We start from the raw sequence: 24,424 nt of genomic DNA, 5'->3' as shown, positions 1-24,424 counted from the left end.
TGCTCTCCTTTTTAGTTTTGCGAGATATTCAAGACTGAGTTAATTCAGCAAGAAACTTTTACGTAGCGCCCTGGCGCTGATTCGATGACCTTATATTTCGTGTTGCCAAACTTGGTTGGAGCTTTGACTTTTTTTCCGCCATGTTCGGCTAAAAATGCACTCCACTCAGGCCACCAACTACCCGGGCGTGACTCGGCGCCGTCGAACCATTGCTGCGCCGTTTTAGCCGCGCTCGAGTTAAACCAATAATTGCGCTTCATCTTTGCCGGCGGATTAATAACGCCGGCAATGTGACCAGAAGCCCCCAAAACGAAACGGTTACGACTTTGCTTTTTTGGATTTAATAATGCCATCGATGCGTAGGCCGACGTCCAAGGAACAATATGGTCTTCGCGCGAACCGTAGATAAAGACGGGGGCATCAATTTTACCCAGATCAACTTTTTCCCCAGCCACCAAAAGCTTGCCGGCCTGTTTCAAATTATTTTCTAAGTAGGTGTTACGTAAGTACCAGCAAAACATTGGGCCGGGCAAATTTGTGCCGTCACCATTCCAATACAGCAGATCAAATGCAGGTGGTTCTTCGCCTTTTAGATAATTGGACTGGACGTAATTCCAAACTAAATCATTGGGACGCAAACTTGAAAAAGCACTTCCCAAATCGCGGCCAGACATCAAGCCATGTTGCCCAATTGTTTTTTCACGCATTTCAACTTGTATTTCATCGACGAAAACGTCGAGAATTCCGCTATCTTCGAAATCCAGCAAAGTAGTCAGCAAAGTCAAACTGGCGGCTGGTTGTTCACCACGCGCAGCCAAAACTGCTAATGCGGTTGACAATAAAGTGCCGCCAACACAGAAGCCAAATGTATTGATTTTTTCTTGACCAGAAATGGCTTGCGCCACGCGAATCGCTTCAATTACACCGTTCTGGACGTAATCGTCCCAATTAACGTGTGCCAAGGTAGCATCTGGATTAATCCACGAAATTAAGAAGACCGTGTTGCCCTGCTCTAGCGCATAGCGCACCAATGAATTATCGGGCTGTAAATCCAAGATATAAAACTTGTTGATACAAGGTGGCACAATCAGCAATGGGCGCTGATGCACGGTGCTGCTGAGCGGCTTATATTGGATTAATTGAATTAGCTCGTTTTCAAAAATGACTTTGCCTTCGGTTGTGGCGACATTTTGTCCGACGTCAAAAGCACTTTCATCCGACTGTGAAATCCGACCTTTTTGCATATCGCTTAGCATGTTGACCATGCCTTTGGTCAAACTTTCACCATGGCTTGCGATAACTTTGCCCTGCGCTTCTGGGTTCATCGCAAGGAAATTAGCCGGGGACAAGGCGTCAGCGATTTGCGCGACCGAAAATTGAATTTTTTGTTTGATTTTCTTCGGAGCTTGAACGGCTTCTGCTAGCGAAGTCAGATACTCAGCGTTCAACAAATACGAAGCGGCAGTGTAGGCGTGAATCGAGGAGTTATGCCATTCGGGCGCTTTAAAACGGCGATCCTCCAAGGCTACTGGTTTGGATTGCAGCATGTCTTGCCATAGCGCGGTAAGCTTGGCGATATATTCTTGCTGCAGCCGGGTCATATCTTGAGGATCAATTGTGCCGCCGAGCTGATTGAGTACTTCAGTAATTTGCTCAGACATTGTGTCGGCAATGCTCGCTGAGCTAGGAAACGAATTCAGGCTGGGGAATGGGAATGCGCCTGGAATGCCTGGCATGCTATTATTTGAGGCTGTCCACGCTTGCCACTGTGGTTGGTTTTTAAGCTGGGACATCATTGCTGCAACTAATGCTTCAGGTTCAAAAGTATTCATGCGCTTCCTGTTTAAACTTTAAACACACTTTTTAAAGGCTTTGCTTTTCATGTTCATGCACATCATTGCTTTGGGTTGGATTTACGTTGTCTTAATGATGGCGATTTTTGAATCAAGTATCACCGCGGGCATCATGACATTTACCATGTATTGCGCTATTCCATTGGGACTACTTTGGTATCTGACCCGAGGCAAGCGCTCTAACGCTACACCAAGCAAAAATGCTGCACCGCATGATATTGATTTAAAAAGTCCACAACACGACAGTACCAAAACTGTGGAAAAAATGGAACCATAAAATTCAACAATAAGGCGCAAATTATTTTGAACCAAATTTTGGTCAGGCTACTTAATCCAGATCAAGCTAGCCATTCGGCCGGTCACGCCATCGCGTCGATATGAAAAAAATTGGGTTGCCTGTTGCACAGTGCAATGGCTGCCACCGCTGATATGCTGCACACCTAGTTTGCTTAAACGTTGTCGCGCCAGCATATAAATATTGGCGTAAAACTTTTCACTTCGCGCTTCGCTTGCCTGAAATGCTTGCGCCGATATTGGATCAAACGTCACAAATCGCTCACGCACTTCCGCCCCGACTTCAAAGTTCAAGGGGCCAATTGCTGGCCCCAACCAAACCAAGAGTTCATCCACCTGCGCTCCTGCTTGTTGCATAGTTTGGACAGTTCGCTCCAAGACTCCATCAACTAACCCCCGCCAACCAGCATGCGCTGCGGCCACTACGCCATTTTTAGGATCGCAAAACAATACGGGCAAACAATCGGCTGTTAATACAGCGCAAACAACCTTGGGTTGAATTGTAAAACTCGCATCAGCGATTAACTTTCCTGACGTAGTTGAGTTCAATTGAACTACATCCACACCGTGAACTTGCGTTAGCCAATGCGGTTGAGCGGATAGAAATTCAGCCAGCTTTGCGCGGTTATCGGAAACAGCTTGGATCGAATCACCAACATGATCACCCAAATTAAATCCACCGCCACCCTGTCCAGAACCATCGTCATACGGAGCTTGGCTGAACCCGCCACTGCGCATGGTTGAGCAAGCACCAAAATGAGGAGGTAATTGAGGCCAATCAAGTTCAAGCAAAAAGGGATTATTTTTCGATGGCATCGTAATTAATTCCAGCACTGACCAACAAATCGGCAATATCTTGAGCCAGTTCGACCTGCCAGAGGCAGTCTTTCTGCGTTTTCGGATGCTGCAAACCTAAGCGACGTGCTTGCAGGGCTTGACGATTGAAATAGCTAGCTAAATGCTGCTTACCGTATAACACGTCGCCAACTAACGGGAATCCCAGATGCGCCATGTGTACCCGAATTTGGTGAGTCCGGCCAGTTTCAAGTTGGCATGCGACCAAGGTCACCGCTTTGCCATCCAATACGCCAGCGGCTAGGCGCTGAAAATGCGTTACTGCGGGTTTGGCTGACGGGCTTTCCGATACCGCCATTTTTATGCGATCTCGTGGATGGCGCGCCATCGGCAGATCGATAGTGCCGGTTAAATTTGGTTTGCCCCAAACTAAAGCTAAGTATTCACGCTTTACAGTACGCGCTTGAAGTTGACGGACTAAATCAGTTTGCGCCTCTAAGGATTTGGCTACCACCATTAAGCCGCTCGTGTCTTTATCCAAGCGGTGAACAATTCCCGCGCGCGGCACGCCAGAAATCGCGGGAAAATGATCGAGCAAGCCATTGAGCAAAGTACCGGACCAATTACCTGCCGCCGGATGCACTACTAAACCTGCGGGCTTATTGATGACCATAATGTGCTTGTCTTCAAACACAATATCGAGATCCATTTTCTCGGGTAAAAACGCGGTGTCTTCCGGCGCAGGTTGCGGATAAACGATCACCTCTTCACCACCCAACACGGTCATTTTGCCTTTGCTTGGAACGCCATCCACCGTCACGTGTCCAGAGGCGATCCATTGTTGCAGTCGGCTGCGGGAGAATTGCGGTATTAATTTGGCAATGACTTTATCTAAGCGATCACCGCACACATCATCGTCTAATTTGAATATAATCGGTTGCGCGTCAAAACCGGCGCTTAATTCGGATTCATCCGTAATATCGTCAACGGCTTCATCAATAAATGCGTCGTCGAGAACTGTGGAATCGGGTAAATTGGATGGAATAGTTGCTTTCACAGTAAGTCCCATCGGATATAATTCAAAGATTGTTTAAAAGTGCTCATGCAAAACCTCATGCAAAATAAATCATTAACACGCTTTAGCTCCATTGCAACCCTCATCGTTGTTACCGTTTTTGGACTTTCCGCCTGCGGCTTATTGCCAGAAAAATCAGATGAAACTAAAACGTGGTCTGCTGCAAGGTTGTATCAGGAGGCTCAGAGTGACTTGGCAAATGGCAGTTATGAAAGTGCCATCAAGAATTTAGAAAAGCTAGAAAATCGTTTTCCTTTTGGAACTTATGCGCAACAAGCGCAAATGGACATCCCTTACGTCTATTATAAACAAGGTGATCAAGCTCAGGCACTTGCAGCGATAGAACGCTTCATTAAATTGCATCCAAATCACGATAATTTGGACTATATTTTTTATTTGCGTGGTTTGGTCAACTTTAATGACCAAATTAACTTCTTCCAAGCGTTAGCGCACCAAGACATGACCGAGCGCGATCCGAAAGCAGCGCGCGAAGCATTTGATGCATTTAAAGCATTAGCCGTTCGTTTCCCGAATAGCAAATATACTCCCGATGCGTTATTGCGCATGAAATACTTGGTCAACACCATGGCCCAATATGATTTGCACGTGGCGAAATATTACTATCGTCGCGGCGCTTATTTGGCCGCAGCCAATCGCTCCCAATCCGCCATCAAAGAATATCCTGATGCCCCAGCAATTGAAGAAGCATTATTTGTGCTCTACAACAGCTATGACAAAATGGGCTTAATCGAATTACGCGACGACGCACAACGCGTGTTTAATAAGAATTTCCCTAACAGCAAATTCACGCAAGTAGCAACTGACGATAGTCATTGGTGGAAGATTTGGTAAGCATCGCCAATTTGGGTAACTAAAAAGGGAGCTGAAATTAGCTCCCTTTTTTATCGCCCGTTACAAGAGAATTATGCGGCGAGAACGCTGGCAATAATTTGAGTTAGTTCATGCTGGATGTCAGCAATGGCGCGATTGGAATTGATCACCCGAAAACGCTCTGGGAACTCGGCGGCGCGGCGCAAATATTCAGCACGGGTATCAGCAAAAAAATTCGACTGTTCTTGCTCAAATTTATCCGGATCACGCGCCGCATCTAAGCGCGTTCGCGCTACTTCCAGCGGCACATCAAATAACAAGGTTAAATCGGGCTGCAAATGCGGATGCACCCAGTTTTCTAGCGCATCCAATTTGCTTAAAGCGAGTTTTCGACCGCCGCCTTGGTAGGCAAAACTCGCATCCGTGAAGCGATCCGAAACCACCGTATCACCGCGCGCCAACGCTGGTTCGATAACTTGTGCGATGTGCTCGCGTCGAGCAGCAAACATGAGCAACGCTTCGGTTTCTAAATGCATCGCTTGATGTAACAACAAGTCGCGTAATTGCTCACCCAATTTGGTGCCACCGGGCTCCCGAGTGCTAATCACCTTGTGACCTGCTTGCTGCAGTAAGCCCACGACAAACGGAATGTGGGTCGATTTGCCTGCGCCATCGATGCCTTCAAAGGTGATGAATAAAGCTTTTTTCATTGTTTTTATAGTTCAAAAATTACCGGATAAAGTGATTAACGGCGCGGTTGTGGTCATCCAAATTAGACGAAAATTGACTACTGCCATCGCCGCGCGCAACAAAATAAAGAGCGTCCGTGTGAGCAGGGTTTAATGCCGCTTTCAGCGCATCCATTCCCACCAATGCGATTGGGGTCGGCGGCAAACCAGCGCGTGTATAGGTGTTGTATGGCGTATCTTGCTGCAGATCGCGTTTGCGGATTTTGCCTTGATATTGATCGCCCATTCCATAAATTACCGTCGGATCAGTTTGCAGCAGCATCCCCAAGCGCAAGCGGTTCACAAACACGCCCGCAATCATTTCACGGTCCGATGCACGACCAGTTTCTTTTTCGACGATAGAGGCCAAAATCAAGGCTTCATACGGTGTTTTTATCGGTGAAGCGCCAGCATCGCGTTGCTGCCAAGCGGTCAATAAATGCTGCTGCAATTGATCGAAGGCGCGCTTATACACGTCCATATCGCTCACGCCTTTGGGAAATAAATACGTGTCGGGAAAGAACAATCCTTCGGGCTGAGTAAAGTCGGTGGTCAACTTGGCCAATATTTCTTGATCGCTGAGTTTGGCCGCATCGTGTTTTACATAGGGGTTTTGCAGCAAAGCTTGGCGCATCTGCTTGAATGTCCAGCCTTCAATCAGCGCAAAACTGAATTGAGAAAACTCGCCGCGCACGATTTTGCTAATGAGGCCAACTGGCGTGATACCGGCCTCGGCTTCGTAAGGTCCGGCTTTAAATTTATTGGCTTGCCCATGTAGGCGCGCTAACAGCTCCAACATTACTGGGTTAATTGGCACTCCTGCGTTAGCTATCTGCTGCGCGCTACTGCGCACGCTGCTGCCCGGTTTGATCGTAAATTCAATCGTACTTTCTGAGATTGGTTGCATTGACCAAGAGTAAAATCCCGCGCATGCCGCGACTATCGCAACGAACACTAAGCTGACTAGTTTTTTTATCATTTTCTGGGTTTTACCGATTTCGACGAGTTCATACGTGTTTTTTTGAACCGCTTTATAATTTGCAAAATCTGCTTGGAGCAAGAAAAACTGCGTTGAATGCAAAACAAAAATTAGGCGTAATGATAATCCTAAAACCAGTAAATTACCCCTAATCAACCTTAAAATTTCACTATTGACACTTACCTAGAATCCCACATGCCTGCATTAAGTCCATCACACCAAGCCGCTCTCGGTTTGGGCAAACTAAGTCAATTCGCGTTAATTTCTGCAACCGGATCGGATGCGATTACGTTTTTGCACAGTCAACTGACCAATGACATTAAATTACTGAGCCGCGATCATGCTTGCTTAGCTGGGTATTGCACACCGAAAGGTCGTCTGCTGGCGAGTATGTTGGCCATTAAAGTGGGCCATGAAGCGGGTGAAGAGGCAATCCTGTTGGAAGTGCCAGCAGAGCTACGAGAAACGCTACAAAAGCGGTTGAAAATGTTTGTCATGCGATCCAAAGTCACACTCACTGACTTGGCCGCGAGCCATACCATTCTGGGCATCCTAGGAGAATCAACAGCGCAGCAACTCAGCAACTGGTTTCCCACCCTTCCCTCCTTGTCCTATGCCGCAGTTAGCAACGATTTTGGCCATTTGCTGAGACTGCCCGACGCCAATGGCGTTGCTCGTTTTCAATGGATTATTAGTAACGAGCTGTTGGAACAAAATTGGAGTTCGTTGAGTATGCTCTCCGGCCAATTTACGGAAGCGGCTTGGAACCTGAGCGAAATTCATGCAGGCATTCCGCACATCACGTTAGCGACCCAAGAGAAGTTTGTACCCCAAATGATTAATTATGAATTAATCGGTGGCGTCAATTTCAAAAAAGGCTGCTATCCAGGCCAAGAAATCGTGGCACGCAGTCAATACTTAGGCAAGCAAAAGCGACGCATGGTGCTCGCGCAAATTAATTCAACTTCGGTACAAAACGGCACTGAAGTATTTGCCGCTAGCGATCTCACCCAACCATGCGGAATGGTCGTGAACGCGCAAGCCAATGATTTGAGAGGCAGCGACTGTTTAATTGAAATTAAAACCGCTTTCCTCGCGCAAGACACTGTGCAAACTTTGGATGGAGCCGTTTGTCATTGGCTGCCAATGCCATACCAATTGCCCGACGATGCAAGCGCAGATAGCTCAAACGCCGCTTCACCAATCCCTTCGGTCTAAGGAAACACCATGTGCTTAATCGTTTTTTCTTGGCAAGTTGTTGGCTGCTTACCATTCATCGCAGCGGCCAATCGGGATGAATATTACAGTCGGCCTACCAACCCTGCAGCGTGGTGGCAGGATTATCCGAATGTATTTGCGCCACGTGACCTAGAAGAAGGTGGAACATGGATGGGAATTGCCAAACTTCCCGACCAAACCTCGGGCTATAAATTTGCTGCCATTACCAATGTGCGCGATGGCTCTGAGGTAATTGAAAACGCTCCTTCGCGGGGTGAATTAGTGGCAGGCTATTTAGCGGGGGAAGATGATGTTGAGAGCTACGTGCAACGGATCTCGCAACACGCTAATGGCTACAATGGATTTAATATTTTGCTCGGCGAAGTCAGCCCAGTCAAACAAGAATTATGTTGGTATTCCAACCGTAACAGCGCTGACAGCCGCAATGGCCAGTTGCTCACCCCGGGCATTTATGGCCTATCAAACGGCGCTCTGGATTCTCCTTGGCCTAAGGTCCGAAAAACCAAAGCCGAATTAGCCAGTCTCTTGTGTCAACATGCACCGCAAGAAGCCTACTTTGAGATGTTATCGAACACCCTTCCCGCTCCCGATCATTTATTACCCGATACTGGAGTGAGCTTCGCTACCGAGCGATTATTGTCGGCAACTTGCATTCATTCGGAGAACTACGGCACACGCAGCTCAGCGTTGGTGAAAGTCACCAATCAGTTTGATTTCCTTTATGAAGAGCGCATCTTGCGTTAGTCTTTCTGCGCGCTTACAGCAACTCAACATTGCTTAATTTCAGATAACAATTTTCGCGCGTACTTTGCACAAAGTCGCGTAAAAAGGCTTGGCTCGATAACTCAGGCAAACAGGCCGCGTACAGCCGCCCAGTGAGTCCAGTTGGAGTAATGCGCTTAGCCAACACGTAATCGCGATTAATGTAATTCTGCGCTGCCCAATGCGGCAGTGTCGCAATACCGCGCTTGCTGGCAACGAGTTGCAGCATCGCCACGGTCAGCTCGGTCGTGCGGCGCGGTGGATTTAATCCCGCTGGTTTCAGCACCAATCGAACGATGTCTAACATGTCATCTGGCACCGGGTAAGTGATTAAGGTATCCGCAGCAAAATCCTCAGCCACCAAATAATCGCGTTCGGCCAGTGCATGATCTTTCGCCACCAGCGCGACAATTTCAAAACTAAAGAGCGGATGGTAATCGACGTTTTCGGACGAATCGGTGTCCGCCACAATGGCAATATCAGCCCGATGGCCGTACAGCAAACCAATTGGATCGGCCTGAAATCCCGACACAATATCCAAATCCACCTCAGGCCAGCGCTGCCTAAACACATCCATGGCGGGCATGAGCCAATCAAAACAGGTGTGGCATTCCACCGCAATCCGCAGTTGTCCTGCGACGCCTTGGGCTAGGCGCACCATGTCGCGTTCAACACTTTCTACTTGCGGCAAAATCATGTCCGCCAGAGACAATAAACGTTCACCAGCAGGCGTAAAGCGCACTGGAACGGATTTCCGCTCGAACAATGCCAGGCCATAAAATTCTTCTAATTGCTTGATTTGATGAGATAAAGCGGATTGCGTGACGTTGAGCAAAGTAGCAGCACGCAACAGGTTTCCAGCTTCCCTTAACGCGGTAAGTGTCTTTAAATGACGCAGCTCCAAAATCGAGATCATTATGAGTAAAATTCATAGTAATTATTAAAATATGTCGTTTGAATAATAATGGAAATTCGCCCACCATAGCAAGCTGTTACTTTAAGGAGCTTGTTATGGCATTAGCACACACACTAGGTTTTCCACGCATCGGCGCAAAACGCGAACTAAAAATCGCCCTCGAATCGTTTTGGCGTGGCGACAGCGAACAACATCAATTGCAAACCACCGGTAGCCTATTACGCCAGCGCCACTGGCAACAGCAAATTGATGCTGGTTTGGATTTTGTCACCGTGGGTGATTTTGCTTGGTACGATCAAGTGCTCAATACCTTGGCTTTGCTTGGCGCCATTCCAGAGCGATTCAAGTTCAAACCTAGCGAATTAACGCTCAGCGACTATTTCACGTTAGCGCGCGGCAGCGACAAACTGCATGCGATGGAAATGACCAAATGGTTTGATACCAATTATCACTACCTAGTCCCAGAGTGGACTAGCAACACCACATTCGAAGGCGGCGTGAATTGGTTATATGAAGAACTGACGGAAGCCCAAAAACTCAAGCATCCCACTAAAGTAGTGTTAATCGGTCCGTTAACGTTGCTCTACCTAGGCAAAATTAAAGCCAATGCCGACCAAACCAAACTCAAACATGCGCTCGATTTATTGCCACGGGTTCTGGCGGCGTACCAAAATGTGCTCAAGCGCTTGCAGCAACTTGGCGTGCACTGGGTGCAAATTGATGAGCCGATTTTGTCGCTCGATTTAGCCTCAGAATGGCTCAACGCCTTCTTACCAAGCTATAACCTGCTGAGCCAAAACGCACCGAAATTGTTACTAGCCACCTACTTCGGCGCGGTGAACGACCATGCCGATTTGCTGCACAGCTTGCCCATTGACGGCATCCATCTCGACCTAATTCGCGGTCAAAATCAGCTTGCAGCATTTACCCAAAACTGGCCAACGGGACGAGTCTTATCCGCTGGTATTATTGATGGGCGCAATATTTGGCGTGCCGATTTGGATAACTGCTTGGAACAACTGCAACCGTTACATCATCAGTTGGGCGCACAACTTTGGATTGCGCCGAGTTGCTCGCTGTTGCACGTTCCGGTCGATCTGAACAATGAATCCACTTCGATTACACTCGATGCTGAAGTGAAGAGTTGGCTGGCCTTTGCGACGCAAAAATTAAATGAGCTAGCATTGCTAAAATCCGCGCTTGGCACTGATCGTGACGCATTAAATAGCGACGTGCGGCAGCAATTTTCCGACGCGCGGATTGCGTTAGATAAACGTAAAAAATCCGCTCGAATTCACAATAACATCGTCCAAAACCGCCTCAAAGAATTGCGTACCTCCGATGCACATCGCCAATCAGCGTTCGCTGAGCGCATCGCAGCGCAGGCTGAAAAATGGCAATTGCCGCTTTTCCCAACAACGACGATAGGTTCTTTCCCGCAAACTAAACAGATTCGACAAAGCCGCGCAGCATTCAAACGCGGCGAGATCGATAACCTCACTTACCTCAATCAAATGCGCGATGAAATTCGCCACGTCGTTGAGCAACAAGAAAAGCTGGGGCTAGACGTGTTAGTACACGGTGAAGCGGAACGTAATGACATGGTCGAATATTTTGGTGAACAACTCTGGGGTTACGCATTTACCGAATTCGGCTGGGTACAAAGTTATGGTTCACGCTGCGTTAAACCGCCCATCATTTACGGTGACGTATATCGCCCAGAAGCGATGACGGTAAGCTGGAGCCAATACGCGCAAAGCTTAACCAGCAAACCGATGAAAGGTATGTTGACCGGACCAGTGACGATGTTGCAATGGTCGTTTGTGCGCAACGATCAGCCACGTTCAACGACCGCCTTACAAATCGCCTTAGCATTACGTGACGAGGTGCAGGAGTTGGAACAAGCTGGCATCGGGATGATACAAATTGATGAACCGGCTTTCCGCGAAGGCTTACCACTCAAACAAAAAGAATGGGCCGCATATTTGAATTGGGCGGTACACGCTTTTAGGATTAGCTCTTGCGGCGTGACAGATCAAACGCAAATTCACACGCACATGTGCTATTCCGAATTTAACGACATTTTGCCGTGGATTGCCGCTATGGATGCCGATGTGATTACCATCGAAACATCGCGCTCGGACATGGAATTATTGGAAGGCTTCGGAGAATTTAACTATCCCAATGATATTGGTCCAGGGGTGTATGACATTCACTCGCCGCGAATTCCAACCGTGTTGGAAATGGAAAAATTATTGCGTAAAGCGCGCGAAGTGATTCCTGATGCGCGTCTCTGGGTAAATCCAGATTGCGGCTTAAAAACGCGCAACTGGCCAGAAACCATCGAAGCATTAAAAAACATGGTGACAGCGGCGCAATTACTGCGTGCGGAAGTGACTAAGGAAAAACTGCAGGAGCAAGCGCAGTAAGCATTGATTGAGAGCTTTGCTTGGGAGCTTTGATTAAGAGCTTTGATTGAGCACGTTGGGCAAATGAGTTGTTTTGCCCAACGTTGTGTCGCTTAATGAATCAATCGCAAATTTTGCAACTAGCTAACAGCTAAATTAACCGCGGAAATAACGTTGCGGGAAGAACGGCGTTTTAGCTACTTCTATCGCCACTGGTTTGCCACGCACAATCGCGTTCAACTTAGTGCCAACGACCGCAAAACTTTGCTCAACATAGCCCATCGCCACCGGCGCATTGACGCTAGGGCCAAAACCACCAGAAGTCACTTTGCCGATAACTTTGCCGTCTAAATCGGTGATTTCAGCGCCTTCACGCACTGGTACTTTTTCATTGATTTGCAAACCAACGCGCTTTTTGCTCACGCCTTGCGCCAATTGACGTTGAACAATCGCCGCACCCGGATAACCACCGGCACGCGCACCATCAGCGCGACGCACCTTGGATAAGGCCCACACCAGGCTAGCTTCGACCGGTGTGATCGATGTATCCATATCGTGACCGTATAAGCACAAGCCCGCTTCCAAACGCAAGGAATCACGCGCGCCCAAGCCAATTGCTTGCACTTCGGTTTGCGCTAACAACAAACGCGCTAATTCGACTGCGTGGCTATTCGGCACCGAGATTTCAAAACCGTCTTCGCCGGTGTAGCCCGAACGACTAATGAAGCACGGCACGCCAACCAAAGTTACCGCTTTAGAATCCATAAACACCATCGAAGCTGTTTCTGACGCTAAACGCGCAATCACTGCGGCCGCCGCTGGGCCTTGAATCGCTAACAAGGCACGATCGGCTAATTCTTCGACCTTGCAGTGTGCCGACAGATGCTGGGTCATATGCGCGATGTCTTGTTGCTTGCAGGCGGCGTTGACCACCACAAACAACGAGTCGCCCATATTACTAATCATCAAATCGTCCAGAATGCCGCCCTGCTCGTTGGTGAATACGGCATAACGCTGCTTGTGCAGCGGCAAATCCAACACATCAATCGGCACCAAGGTTTCTAACGCTTTGGCAACGTCTTGCACGGTGCCGCCAGCCAATGGGCTTAAACGCACTTGCCCCATGTGGGAAACGTCAAACAAACCTGCCGAGGTACGAGTAAAAATGTGTTCCTTCATCACGCCCAGCGGGTATTGCACTGGCATTTGGTAGCCAGCAAAAGGCACCATACGCGCACCCAATTCAAGATGTAAATCGTACAGCGGCGTGCGGAGCAAATTTTCTGTTTCAGTTGACATAATCGTCTTTCAATTCGTTGATCTGGTTGTGCTTTATGCTGGGTTAGGATTACTCGTAATCCGACATCGGCGGGCATGTGCACACCACGTTTCTGTCGCCATACACGTTATCGACGCGGCCAACTGGAGGCCAGTATTTGCTGCCGTTTTTGAGTGACGCCACCGGGAATACAGCTTGCTCACGGCTATATGCATGAGTCCATTCTGCCGTCAACGTCATCGCGGTATGTGGCGCGTGGCGCAATGGGCTGTCTTCTGAGCTAATTTTGCCGCTCGCCACATCAGCGATTTCAGCACGAATGGCAATCATCGCATCGCAGAAACGATCTAATTCGCCGCGATCTTCGGATTCGGTTGGCTCAATCATCAAGGTGCCAGGAACTGGGAACGACATGGTCGGCGCATGGAAACCGAAGTCCATTAAACGCTTCGCCACGTCATCGACGGTCACGCCGGTTTCGTCTTTTAACGGACGCAAATCAACAATACATTCGTGCGCTACGATACCGCCTGGACCTGCGTACAAAATAGGGAAATGGGCACTTAAACGTTTTGCGATGTAGTTAGCATTCAAGATCGCCACTTGGCTGGCTTGCTTCAATCCTTCTTGCCCCATCAACTTAATGTAAGTCCAACTGATTGGCAGAATACTAGCGCTACCCCACGGTGCAGCACAAACTGGCGCAGTTTGGTTGTCCAACAAATGATGGCCTGGCAAGAACGGCGCCAAATGCGATTTAACACCAATCGGACCAACACCCGGGCCGCCACCGCCATGAGGGATGCAGAAGGTTTTGTGCAAATTGAGGTGGGATACGTCACCGCCGAATTTGCCGGGTTGGCATAAACCAACCATGGCGTTCATATTCGCGCCGTCGATATACACTTGACCGCCGTGATCATGAATCACAGCGCAAATTTCTTTAATTGCGGATTCAAATACGCCATGTGTCGATGGATACGTAATCATCAATGCGGCTAAGTTTGCACTATGTTGTTCTGCCTTGGCAGTCAAATCGGCCAAATCAACGTTACCGCTCTGATCGCACTGCACCACCACCACTTGCATACCAACCATATGCGCGGTTGCCGGATTGGTGCCGTGCGCAGAACTTGGAATTAAGCAGATATTGCGATGGGTATCACCGCGGCTGTGATGGTAAGCACGGATTGCCATCAAACCAGCGTACTCACCTTGCGAACCGGCATTGGGTTGCAACGAAACGGCATCGTAGCCGGTGCAAGCGACCAACATTTGTTCTAATTCGGTGATTAAACGGGCGTAACCTTGCGTTTGTTCGGCAGGAGCGAACGGGTGAATACTGCCAAATTCTGGCCAAGTGACCGGAATCATTTCAGCAGTCGCGTTTAACTTCATGGTGCATGATCCCAGTGGAATCATGGTGCGATCCAAAGCCAAATCTTTGTCAGCCAAAGCGCGTAAATAACGCAGCAATTGGGTTTCTGAGCGATGACGGTGGAATACTGGATGAGTCAAATACGCGCTGGTGCGTTGCAGTTCGGTCGGGATAGATTCCACCGTTTTGGCTGCCACCGCGTTGAAATCGGGCAATTCTTGATTATTGGATGCAAAGGCAGCCCAAATTGCTTCTACGTCGGATGCATTGCAAGTTTCGTCCAAAGAAATCCCGATAGTGGCGTCATCCACCACCCGCAAATTAATTTCTTGACCGCGCGCAACCGCGTGAATGACTTTCGTGCGCGCCTCAGTAACGACTTCAATGGTATCGAAATAACGTTGATTAACAATGCTATAACCGAGTTGCTGCAAACCAGCGACCAAAGTAGCCGTTAAATGATGCACGCGTTGGGCAATCGCTTTAATACCTTCTGGGCCGTGATACACCGCAAACATGCCGGCGATATTGGCCAGCAACACTTGTGCGGTACAGACGTTACTGGTGGCTTTTTCGCGGCGAATATGTTGCTCGCGGGTTTGCAATGCCAAGCGATACGCTGGGTTGCCGTGGCTGTCGATCGACACGCCAACTACTCGACCTGGCATTTGACGTTTATGCGTATCTTTGGTCGCGAAATAAGCGGCGTGCGGGCCGCCAAATCCGAGCGGCACACCGAAACGTTGCGCGGTGCCGATGGCAACGTCCGCGCCAAATTCGCCCGGAGGTGTGAGCAATGTCAATGCTAATAAATCAGCAGCGACCACGACCATGGCATTTTTTGCGTGCGCGATTTCGCAGGTTGCGGCGTAAGAATGAATCTCACCGTTTAATGCTGGATATTGCAGCAATACGCCGAAGCAATCTAAGTCTTTTAGTGCGGTGCGATGGTCACCCACCACGACGTCGATACCGATTGGGTTGGCGCGGGTTTTGATGACGTCGATGGTTTGTGGGAAGCAGTCTTCGGAGACAAAGAACACGTTGCTTTTGCTTTTCGATACGCGCTGGCAGAACGTCATCGCTTCCGCTGCCGCAGTCGCTTCGTCGAGCAACGATGCGTTAGCGATTTCCATACCAGTCAAATCGCTAATCATAGTTTGGAAATTCAACAAGGCTTCTAAACGACCTTGCGAGATTTCAGGCTGGTACGGCGTGTAAGCCGTGTACCACGCTGGATTCTCGAGCAAGTTACGCAAAATCACATTCGGTGTGTGCGTATTGTAGTAACCCATACCGATATACGATTTGACCACTTGGTTTTGCTGCGCGATTTCGCGCAATTGAGCCAGCACATCGGATTCAGAACGAGCATGTCCTAATTCCAACGGTTTGTCCGACAAAATCGCAGCCGGAATAACCTTGCGAATAAACGCATCCATCGAGTCAAAACCCAATGTATTCAACATGAATTGAATATCTTTATTAGACGTACCGATGTGACGCCCGATAAATTCTGAATTTAATTCGCCGTGTTGCGCTGCTTGGTGCAAAACCATAATAACTCCCCAATTTATTCTGACTGATTTATTGCTTTATTGACTAGTGCGGATTAATCGCAATAATGCGCGCTGAGATGCGCTAGAAACTGACTCTTTTCGATTCTTATTTTCGAATTTTTTTACGATTCAATCACCCCCAAACGGCTACTCAACCTAGGCAGCCGTTTCGGGATAGGAATGCAATTAACCTAATGTCGCGATGTAATCTTTATAGGCGGCTTCGTCCATTAAGCCATTCAACAATGCGGTGTCAGTAACCGTCATTTTGAAGAACCAGCCAGCGCCCAACGGGTCTTCGTTGACCACGCCAGGTTCATCATTCAACGCCGCATTTACCTCTACCACTTTGCCGTCAAAAGGCATGGCAATTCCACCAGCGGTTTTAACCGATTCAATCACGGCAACTTCTTCACCTGTGCTGTAGCTTGTATCCGCGTCAGGCAATTGGATGTAGACCAAGTCGCCCAAATGGCTTTGTGCGTAATCGGTAATACCGACAGTGATCACGTCGCCATCCAAGCGCAGCCATTCGTGTTCGGATGTGAATTTAGTGTTGCTCATGTTTGATCTCCTTAAGAGGTTGAACTGCATCGTCTAATGCAGATTAGTAGATTAGTTTAGAAGCACGGAACGTAAAAAAACAGCTCGATTTAGCATTTACTTTTGTAACACATTTGCCATTAATTGGTAATAAATTTACAATCAATTTCTGTTTTGCGAATAAAACAGCGCCTAAATCAACATGCCCAAGCCAATTCAATGACCGCCTTTACTCCGATTTCTTAACAGTTGCCGCTAAAAGATGCCGGTTGAAGACGCAAAGTTGCGCTGTTTTGAGGCGATTGTTACCGATTGATTACGTGCATTTTTACTGCGAGATTGTAGAGGCATCAAAGATTTTCAGGTATTCATAGTAAGGGCGAAAATTTCGATTTTAAGATAAATATCTCAGTTATTTTGTTTATTTTTAAAAATTAAATGGAATTTATTTTTAAAAATAAACACGAATACCTAAATCAAAAAAACTTGATTTGTTAGCAAATGCAATGGCTAACGCGGTTTTAATTAAAAATGCCAAATCAATTGCTACCATCCACCCAAATTTCTAGTAATTTGAACAAATGGCATAAATAAAACCGCACACTAACTTGTTCTAACCAGCCCCAAAAAATCAGGAAATCAGCACAAATGAAAACCAATGTAGATGTTTTAGTTGTCGGTGGCGGGATTAATGGCGTGGGCATTGCGCGCGATGCGGTCGGGCGCGGGCTGTCTGTGATGCTTTGCGAAAAAGATGATCTAGCGTCCCATACCTCGTCCGCTTCCACCAAACTAATCCACGGCGGCTTGCGCTATCTGGAATATTACGAATTCGGCTTGGTGCGCAAAGCCCTACAAGAACGCGAAGTTCTGCTGCGCGCTGCACCGCATATCATCAGCCCGCTGCGTTTTGTGATGCCACACATGCCGCATTTGCGCCCTGCTTGGATGATTCGACTTGGGCTATTTTTATACGACCACTTAAGTTCGCGTGATATTTTATTGGGCTCACGCGGTATTCAATTCAAAACGCACCCCTCGGGTCAGCCCCTACGTGAATCGATCACCAAAGGTTTCGTGTATTCGGATGCTTGGGTGGATGATGCGCGACTGGTCGTCTTAAATGCTATGGATGCGCAAGAACGTGGCGCCACAATTTTGACGCGCACCAAGATGGTTGCTGCAAAGCCGAGCGAACAAGGCTGGCAGGTCGAACTGATCGATACACATCAACGCCCATTTATGATCCAAGCGCGTACCATCGTCAACGCCACCGGCCCTTGGGTGAGTTCGCTAATCAACGAATCTATCCATCCAAAATCAATTACGCCGCGTAATGAAATCCGCTTAGTCAAAGGCAGCCATATCGTGACGAAAAAATTATTCGATCACGATCACGCCTATATTTTTCAAAATCCCGATAACCGCATCGTGTTCGCCATCCCCTATCTCCATCAATACACCTTAATCGGTACCACCGACTTGGAATACAAAGACGATCCGAATCAGGTCACGATCAACACCGATGAAATTCGCTATTTGTGCGACTCGGTCAATACCTACTTCAAACAATCGATTCAACCAACTGACGTGCTTTGGGATTATTCTGGTGTGCGGCCATTGCTGGAGCAAGAAGATACCAAGAACGCCTCTGCAGTCACCCGCGATTACCATTTAGAACTCGATGCGCCAACCGCAGGAGCGCAATTGTTGTCCGTCTTCGGCGGCAAGATCACGACCTTCCGGCGCTTGGCACAAGAAGCAGTCACGCTGATTCAACCTGCATTCGCCAATCATCACGCCAATTGGACTGATACAGCGTCGCTGCCAGGAGGTGACATTGCCAACGCCGACTTTAATTCATTTTGCGTAAAAATCGAGCAAAGTTACCCTTGGCTGCCCGCTGATTTAGCCCGCCGTTATGCAGGCAATTACGGCACACGGATGACTACCATGCTCAAGCAAGCCAATTCCATCGCCGATTTGGGCGAAGAACTCAGCCCCGGCTTATTCGAACTCGAAGCACAATATTTAGTTGACGTCGAATGGGCGCAACAAGCCGACGATATTTTATGGCGCCGCACCAAGCTAGGACTATCTGCCACGCCAGAATCAACCCAACGATTACAACAATGGCTGGAGCACTACCGGTCAAGGGAAAGCAGTAACTAAAGCATCAGCAATTACCTTTATCCATGTAGTTCACTCTTTGGAACACCGCTATGAAAAACAAATACATTCTCGCCCTTGACCAAGGCACAACCAGTTCACGCGCCGCCTTATTTGACCATGCCGGCAATATTATTTCTGTCGCTCAAAAAGAGTTCCGCCAAATTTATCCGCAACCCGGTTGGGTCGAACACGATCCGCGTGAAATCTGGGCTACGCAAGCCGGCGTGGCGGCAGAAGCGGTGACGAAGATGGGCTTAAACGGCACATCGATTGCCGCTATTGGCATTACCAATCAACGCGAAACCACCATTGTCTGGGAACGCGCCACAGGACAGCCGATTTATAACGCGATTGTCTGGCAAGATCGGCGCACAGCCGACTATTGCGATCAACTAAAAGAACGCGGCTTAGAACAAACCGTGCGCGCTAAAACCGGCTTGCCCATCGATGCGTATTTTTCCGCGACCAAAATCAACTGGATACTCAACAATGTTCCGGGCGCCCGCGCCAAAGCCGAACGCGGCGAACTGGCCTTCGGCACGGTGGATTCTTGGTTGATTTGGAATTTCAGCCAACAGGGGCTGCATGTCACCGATGTAACCAATGCTTCGCGCACGATGTTATTCAACATTCACATGCTTGATTGGGACGATGAATTGCTCGCTGCAATGGATATTCCGCGCAATATGCTCCCCAAAGTCCATGCTTCCTCAGAAATCGTGGGCATGACTAAGAGTACAGTCTTTGCCACACCGATTCCGATTGCTGGCATCGCGGGCGACCAACATGCGGCGCTGTTTGGGCAAATGTGTACCGAGCCGGGCATGGCGAAAAACACTTATGGCACGGGCTGTTTTTTGGTCATGAATACCGGCAAAAAGCCGGTTGAATCGAACAACAATCTAATCACCACCATCGCGTGGAAAGTCGGCGATGAGGTCAACTACGCGCTGGAAGGCAGTATCTTCATCGGTGGCGCATTAGTGCAGTGGCTGCGTGACGGCATCAGCATGATTAAAAGCGCGCCCGAAATTGAACAATTAGCGCGCAGTGTTCAAACTAGCGATGGGGTCTACATTGTTCCGGCCTTTGCTGGGCTTGGTGCACCACATTGGAATCCACGCGCACGCGGTAGTGTTTTTGGCGTCACCCGCGGGACTACTTCGGCGCACATCGCGCGCGCATCATTAGAAGCGATTGCTTTTCAATCCTACGATGTTTTAAAAGCGATGGAAGCTGACTTGGGTGTCAAAATCGCTGAACTGCGCGTCGATGGCGGCGCGGTGACGAATAATTTATTGATGCAATTTCAGGCTGATTTACTCGGGGTCGATGTCGTGCGTCCGCAAATCATTGAAACGACAGCGCTCGGAGCCGCCTATCTCGCAGGATTGGCCGTTAATTATTGGTCCGGCATCGATGAAATCAAACAACAATGGAAGCAGGATCAGCGCTTTAGTCGTACCGAAGATCAAGACAAAATCAATGCACATAAAAAAGGTTGGCAACGCGCCGTCAATGCCAGCATTGCTTGGGCCGATAGCGAGTAAAGCCAACTCGAAATCAGCGCAATGCAACCACTTTTTAATTGATTAAATCGATCTAGGAATAACTATGAGTCCTCACTTTGCCGAATTTATCGGCACGATGTTGCTTGTCTTATTGGGTAATGGCGTTGTCGCTAACGTCTTACTAAACAAAACTAAAGGCCACAATAGCGGTTTGATTGTTATCGCTTTTGGTTGGGGTATCGCGGTATTTGTCGGCGTCATTTGTTCCGCCGTGGTCAGCGGAGCGCATTTAAATCCAGTGGTGACAATTGCGTTAGCAATGACGAATAAATTTGCTTGGCAAGCTGCGCCGTTTTATATCGCGGCTCAAATGTTGGGCGGCATGGCGGGTGCGCTGCTAGTTTGGCTAATTTATCGCGATCATTTTCAAGCAACGCCTGACGCGGATTTGAAATTAGCGTCGTTCTGCACAGGACCAGCAATTCGCAATCCAGTAAGCAATCTTGCCTCGGAAGCGCTCGCCACCTTTGTTTTGGTTTTTGCGATTTTGTGCATGGCCGAACCGGAACATGGGTTAGGTGCAATCAGCGCGCTGCCAGTCGCATTATTAGTCGTGGGATTGGGTGTTTCACTCGGTGGCACGACGGGTTATGCGATGAATCCAGCGCGCGATTTATCTCCGCGTTTAATGCATGCCGTGTTACCGATCAGGGGCAAACGGGATAGCGACTGGAGTTATGCGTACATTCCCGTGCTAGGGCCACTAATCGGGAGTATTGGCGCAGCGCTGCTGTACCGCTTTCCGGTCTAAACCCTTCGCAATGGGTCAATAAAACAGTGTCGCGTAGCCGAACTGTTTATTATTTAAAAATCGGGTATGCAATTTTTCGTGTGCAAATTCATCCAGCAAGGTATTTGGAACCACGATCACCATTGGTTCTTTCTTGGATTTCAGCACTTCCCGACTGACCATAAGTGAATTTTCGGGTCGCAATCGATTACCCCAATACAAATCGCTGCTCGAACTATCAATAACCCGCACTGTTCTTTTTAAGTAAAAAGGCAGCGAAGAATTCTGTTCGTAATTACGGTACATATAAACAGTTCGGTTGGGTAATTTCTGTTGGATAAAGTCAGCCATCGTATGATCAGAAATCATGGGGCTAACGCCATTTGCAGCAACCACCAATGCCAGCATGATAAACAGCGGCAGCACGCTGTATGCCGCCAAGCCAATTCGACTATAACGCCAGGCGACCAACGCCGTGATGAGCGACAAGCTAGTAATCGTCCACAACGTTAATTGCGCATAATGGCTCACTGACAGCCCTTGTAAAATCAAGTCAAACGAAGTCAACCGATCCGTCAACGATAAATAAATCGCCGCTGCCGCTGTCAGCAGGGCCAATATCAAGCCCAATAAGACGCTACGAATGCCTTTTAAAAATTCGCTTTGTTCCAGCAATAAAGCTAAATTGAGTGCCGCAAATGGCATTCCAACAATCAAGTAATAATTAGCTTTAGCGCTCGACAGCGAGAAAAACACTAACGGCACGAGCCAAGCAAAAATCAGCGTTTTACGCAGGATAGTAAATTCTTGAATCTCAATGCGCGAGCGGCGCGACCAGGTTGCCATCAGCGCGACCGGCAGCAACAACGACCAAGGGAAAAGATAAATCACCATGCGCGGCAAATAGTACCACCAAGGGCCGGAGTAAAAATCGTGCGGCAACCTCTGCCCCATAAAGCGCAAGACATGTTCGTTAATGAAGAAGAACCAAAGAAAAATCGGCTCACTCAAGCTGGCGGCGACAAACCAAGGAACGGTAATGACAAAAAAGATGGCAATCGACACAGGATCAATCCATTTGCGATACTGCTTCCAAGCGTCCGTGCCATGCACCATCATAATCCAAACCAGCACGACTAAACTGCACAACAAGATCGCGACAAAACCCTTGGTCAGCACGCCAAACGCTAAAAACACATGGGCCCAGCGCAAGTCACTAATATGTTCTTCCACCTTGTATAAATACGCGCACATCAATGCGCCGGTAAGGAAAAACGTCAACAACATATCGAACACTAATGTTCGACTGATAATCAGGATGCCCAGTCCAGAGATAAACATCAACGCAGCCAATCGGCCAACTTGCGGACGATAAATCCGTTCACCAAAATTCAAGATTAAACCGACGCATCCCAATCCAGCCAAGGTTGGAATTAAGCGCACGACCCATTCAGCTTGTCCAAAAAGCACAAACGATAAGGCGGTGAGCCAATACAGCAGTGGCGGCTTTTCCATATAGGGCAAGCCATTTAAGTGCGGGATAATCCAATGCTTGATGTCGCCGGAGGCCAGCATTTCGTGCGGAATTTGAGCGTATAGCCCTTCGTTATTATTGAGCACGCCATACGAGCCCAAGCCAACCCAGACGCACAGGATGGAAACAACCCAAACTAGCCAAACGGGAATCGCCATACCCATTGCAGTACTGTTTGGAGAATTTCGTTGCGTGTTAAGTTGACTCAAAAACATTAAGATGTCGCCTTACAATTTAAAAAAGCCCGCCATTATTTCACATTAAAAAGAACTTTGTCTGCGCGAAAAGCTACCTTTAACGCCCCACAGCCGAGGAATTAATAAAGTTAACCAAACTTGACCTTTGCGTTGCATTAAAACGTCGATGCGCCAGCCAAAAATTGCTTAAATACCACCATTTTTAACGTTTCAGAACGACAAATAATTAATTCAACAGCTCAATCTAATTTAGAACAATGCTATCCTAGGCGCCATTTTGAATTAAAGGATAGAAACAAATGCGGGTTGCAGTTATCGGTGCTGGTGTAGTGGGAATGACGACAGCGTATTTTCTGGCGCAAAACGGGCATCAAGTAAGCGTTATTGAGCAACGCGGCAATGTCAGCGAAGAAGCAAGTTTGGCGCATGCTGGCCTGCTCGGCCCAGCGCATTTAGCCCCACTCGGTGCGCCTGGAATGGTTAAACGCATCCTCTCGCAATGGTTAAATTCCAATAGCACGGTTAAATTAAACCCCTCGTTTCGTCTAGCGCAATGGAGCTGGTTGCGTGCTTGGATGCGCGAATGTTCGGCTGAAAAGCTGCTCATTAATAAAGAAAAATTACAACGCTTAGGCGCTTACGGACAGCATCTACTGACCGATATTGAACACCTACACAATTTAGATTTCCAGCACCGTAACGGCGTTTTGCAACTCTTCCGCACGACCAAGGAACAACAAAAAATTCGAGCCGGATTGGCTGTATTAACTGACGCAGGGATTCCTTTTCAAGTTCTCGATACAGCGGCCTGCCACCAACTAGAACCAGCATTAAATCAACAAACAGCGCTCGTCGGTGGCGTGTACATGCCGCAGGATGGACAAGGCAATTGCGTCTTATTTAGCAAGCAATTAAAGCTGATTACGCAGCAACTTGACGTTAAGTTTGAATTTGCTAGCGCGTGCGAACAGATTCAATCGAACAAGAACGGCGTGACACTTTTATTAAAACAAGGTGATCTGGCTAATCATGTCCAGTTCGATGCTGTCGTCATTGCCGCAGGCGCTAACAGCAGTTTGTTCTTTAAACAGATCGGTATCGATTTACCCGTAGCGCAGTTTCAATCCTATTCAGCCACCGCTAGCATTAAGAATAACGAAGACAGTCCAAACATCAGCATCATCGATGAATACGAACAAACCGTGATCACGCGCATGGATAAACGTATCCGCGTCGCTGGCACGCTGCGCTTGGGTAAAAACAGTAAAAAGACCGACGAAATAGCGTGGCAAAATTTACGCCAAATCGCCACCGATTGGTTCCCCAATGCTGCCAACTACCACACTGCCCAAACATTAACGAGTGAGCATTTAATGTTACCCGATGGCGTTCCGTTGATTGGGCCAACTTGCAAGGCCAACGTGTTTGTGAACTTAGCGCATGCCGAAAATGGCTGGGCCATGGCAACCGGCGCGGGCAAGATCATTGCTGATCTGATTTCTGACATCAAACCGGACATAAATCTTGATGGGATCGGTTTACTGCGCTAACTTGAAGCTGGCTACAATAGAATTTATTTGA

At 48.2% G+C, this 24,424-nt stretch carries 19 protein-coding genes; 9 read left to right on the top strand and 10 right to left on the bottom strand.

Going from position 1 to position 24,424, the window contains the following annotated elements:
- Positions 1–44: 44 nt before the first annotated feature.
- A complete protein-coding gene (gene phaC / locus E2I14_RS02705) occupies positions 45–1,832 on the bottom strand; it encodes a class I poly(R)-hydroxyalkanoic acid synthase (protein ID WP_133325151.1) in 1,788 nt (595 codons plus the stop codon).
- 49 nt (positions 1,833–1,881) lie between these two features.
- Here phaC and E2I14_RS02700 point away from each other — a divergent pair, with 49 nt between their 5' ends.
- On the top strand, positions 1,882–2,130 hold the full coding sequence (locus E2I14_RS02700; RefSeq protein ID WP_133325149.1) for a hypothetical protein: 249 nt from the start codon (positions 1,882–1,884) through the stop codon (positions 2,128–2,130).
- A gap of 47 nt (positions 2,131–2,177) precedes the next feature.
- Here the strand turns inward: E2I14_RS02700 and pgeF are convergent, their stop codons facing one another.
- Complete coding sequence (gene pgeF, locus E2I14_RS02695) at positions 2,178–2,963, bottom strand: peptidoglycan editing factor PgeF (RefSeq protein WP_133325147.1); 786 nt, start codon at positions 2,961–2,963, stop codon at positions 2,178–2,180.
- Positions 2,947–4,011 carry an RluA family pseudouridine synthase gene (locus E2I14_RS02690; protein WP_133325145.1) on the bottom strand — a complete coding sequence of 355 codons (1,065 nt, stop codon included), beginning with the start codon at positions 4,009–4,011 and terminating at the stop codon, positions 2,947–2,949. The genes pgeF and E2I14_RS02690 overlap by 17 nt, the downstream gene beginning before the upstream one ends.
- Before the next feature lie 45 nt (positions 4,012–4,056).
- Here E2I14_RS02690 and E2I14_RS02685 point away from each other — a divergent pair, with 45 nt between their 5' ends.
- Positions 4,057–4,869 carry an outer membrane protein assembly factor BamD gene (locus tag E2I14_RS02685; protein WP_227544562.1) on the top strand — a complete coding sequence of 271 codons (813 nt, stop codon included), beginning with the start codon at positions 4,057–4,059 and terminating at the stop codon, positions 4,867–4,869.
- Positions 4,870–4,940: 71 nt separating this feature from the next.
- Here the strand turns inward: E2I14_RS02685 and tmk are convergent, their stop codons facing one another.
- Together tmk and mltG are read right to left on the bottom strand one after the other, a co-directional pair.
- Positions 4,941–5,558 (bottom strand): dTMP kinase, encoded by a 618-nt coding sequence (gene tmk, locus E2I14_RS02680; RefSeq protein WP_133325141.1) that lies wholly within the window; start codon positions 5,556–5,558, stop codon positions 4,941–4,943.
- Positions 5,559–5,577: 19 nt separating this feature from the next.
- Positions 5,578–6,555 carry an endolytic transglycosylase MltG gene (mltG, locus tag E2I14_RS02675; RefSeq protein ID WP_133325139.1) on the bottom strand — a complete coding sequence of 326 codons (978 nt, stop codon included), beginning with the start codon at positions 6,553–6,555 and terminating at the stop codon, positions 5,578–5,580.
- A gap of 195 nt (positions 6,556–6,750) precedes the next feature.
- On the opposite strand from mltG, the gene ygfZ reads away from it, so the two are divergent.
- Positions 6,751–7,773, top strand: coding sequence for a CAF17-like 4Fe-4S cluster assembly/insertion protein YgfZ (gene ygfZ, locus E2I14_RS02670; RefSeq protein WP_133325137.1), 1,023 nt, complete (start codon positions 6,751–6,753; stop codon positions 7,771–7,773).
- 9 nt (positions 7,774–7,782) lie between these two features.
- On the top strand, positions 7,783–8,538 hold the full coding sequence (locus E2I14_RS02665; protein ID WP_133325135.1) for an NRDE family protein: 756 nt from the start codon (positions 7,783–7,785) through the stop codon (positions 8,536–8,538).
- Between the two features lie 13 nt (positions 8,539–8,551).
- On the opposite strand, the gene E2I14_RS02660 is transcribed toward E2I14_RS02665, so the two are convergent.
- On the bottom strand, positions 8,552–9,472 hold the full coding sequence (locus tag E2I14_RS02660) for a LysR family transcriptional regulator (protein ID WP_133325133.1): 921 nt from the start codon (positions 9,470–9,472) through the stop codon (positions 8,552–8,554).
- Positions 9,473–9,567: 95 nt separating this feature from the next.
- Between E2I14_RS02660 and metE the strand changes: the two genes are divergently transcribed.
- The gene (gene metE, locus E2I14_RS02655; protein WP_133325131.1) at positions 9,568–11,901 is read left to right on the top strand and encodes a 5-methyltetrahydropteroyltriglutamate--homocysteine S-methyltransferase; all 2,334 of its coding nucleotides are present in this window, start codon (positions 9,568–9,570) and stop codon (positions 11,899–11,901) included.
- A 135-nt stretch (positions 11,902–12,036) separates the two neighbouring features.
- Here metE and gcvT read toward each other — a convergent pair whose 3' ends face one another.
- The 3 genes from gcvT to gcvH all read right to left on the bottom strand — a co-directional run bounded on the left by gcvT (position 12,037) and on the right by gcvH (position 16,660).
- A complete protein-coding gene (gcvT, locus tag E2I14_RS02650) occupies positions 12,037–13,179 on the bottom strand; it encodes a glycine cleavage system aminomethyltransferase GcvT (protein ID WP_133325129.1) in 1,143 nt (380 codons plus the stop codon).
- Positions 13,180–13,228: 49 nt separating this feature from the next.
- A complete protein-coding gene (gene gcvP, locus E2I14_RS02645; protein ID WP_133325127.1) occupies positions 13,229–16,096 on the bottom strand; it encodes an aminomethyl-transferring glycine dehydrogenase in 2,868 nt (955 codons plus the stop codon).
- Positions 16,097–16,282: 186 nt separating this feature from the next.
- Positions 16,283–16,660: a glycine cleavage system protein GcvH gene (gene gcvH / locus E2I14_RS02640; protein ID WP_133325125.1), complete on the bottom strand. Its 378-nt coding sequence runs from the start codon at positions 16,658–16,660 to the stop codon at positions 16,283–16,285.
- A gap of 627 nt (positions 16,661–17,287) precedes the next feature.
- On the opposite strand from gcvH, the gene glpD reads away from it, so the two are divergent.
- From glpD to E2I14_RS02625, 3 genes are all read left to right on the top strand, one after another.
- Positions 17,288–18,811: a glycerol-3-phosphate dehydrogenase gene (glpD, locus tag E2I14_RS02635; protein ID WP_133325123.1), complete on the top strand. Its 1,524-nt coding sequence runs from the start codon at positions 17,288–17,290 to the stop codon at positions 18,809–18,811.
- A 50-nt stretch (positions 18,812–18,861) separates the two neighbouring features.
- Positions 18,862–20,361 carry a glycerol kinase GlpK gene (gene glpK, locus E2I14_RS02630; RefSeq protein ID WP_133325121.1) on the top strand — a complete coding sequence of 500 codons (1,500 nt, stop codon included), beginning with the start codon at positions 18,862–18,864 and terminating at the stop codon, positions 20,359–20,361.
- Between the two features lie 64 nt (positions 20,362–20,425).
- Positions 20,426–21,133 carry an MIP/aquaporin family protein gene (locus E2I14_RS02625; protein ID WP_133325119.1) on the top strand — a complete coding sequence of 236 codons (708 nt, stop codon included), beginning with the start codon at positions 20,426–20,428 and terminating at the stop codon, positions 21,131–21,133.
- Positions 21,134–21,148: 15 nt separating this feature from the next.
- Here E2I14_RS02625 and E2I14_RS02620 read toward each other — a convergent pair whose 3' ends face one another.
- Entirely contained in the window at positions 21,149–22,804 is a 1,656-nt protein-coding gene (locus E2I14_RS02620; RefSeq protein ID WP_165967729.1) for a phospholipid carrier-dependent glycosyltransferase, read from the bottom strand.
- Between the two features lie 338 nt (positions 22,805–23,142).
- On the opposite strand from E2I14_RS02620, the gene E2I14_RS02615 reads away from it, so the two are divergent.
- Entirely contained in the window at positions 23,143–24,393 is a 1,251-nt protein-coding gene (locus E2I14_RS02615) for an FAD-dependent oxidoreductase (RefSeq protein WP_133325115.1), read from the top strand.
- The last annotated feature ends 31 nt before the right edge of the window (positions 24,394–24,424 follow it).

Origin of the sequence: Sapientia aquatica, from assembly GCF_004358105.1 — a bacterium.
Taxonomy (GTDB): domain Bacteria; phylum Pseudomonadota; class Gammaproteobacteria; order Burkholderiales; family Burkholderiaceae_D; genus Solimicrobium; species Solimicrobium aquaticum.
The sequence above is the reverse complement of the archived record's forward strand: the minus strand, read 5'-3'. Positions and strand labels throughout refer to the sequence as shown.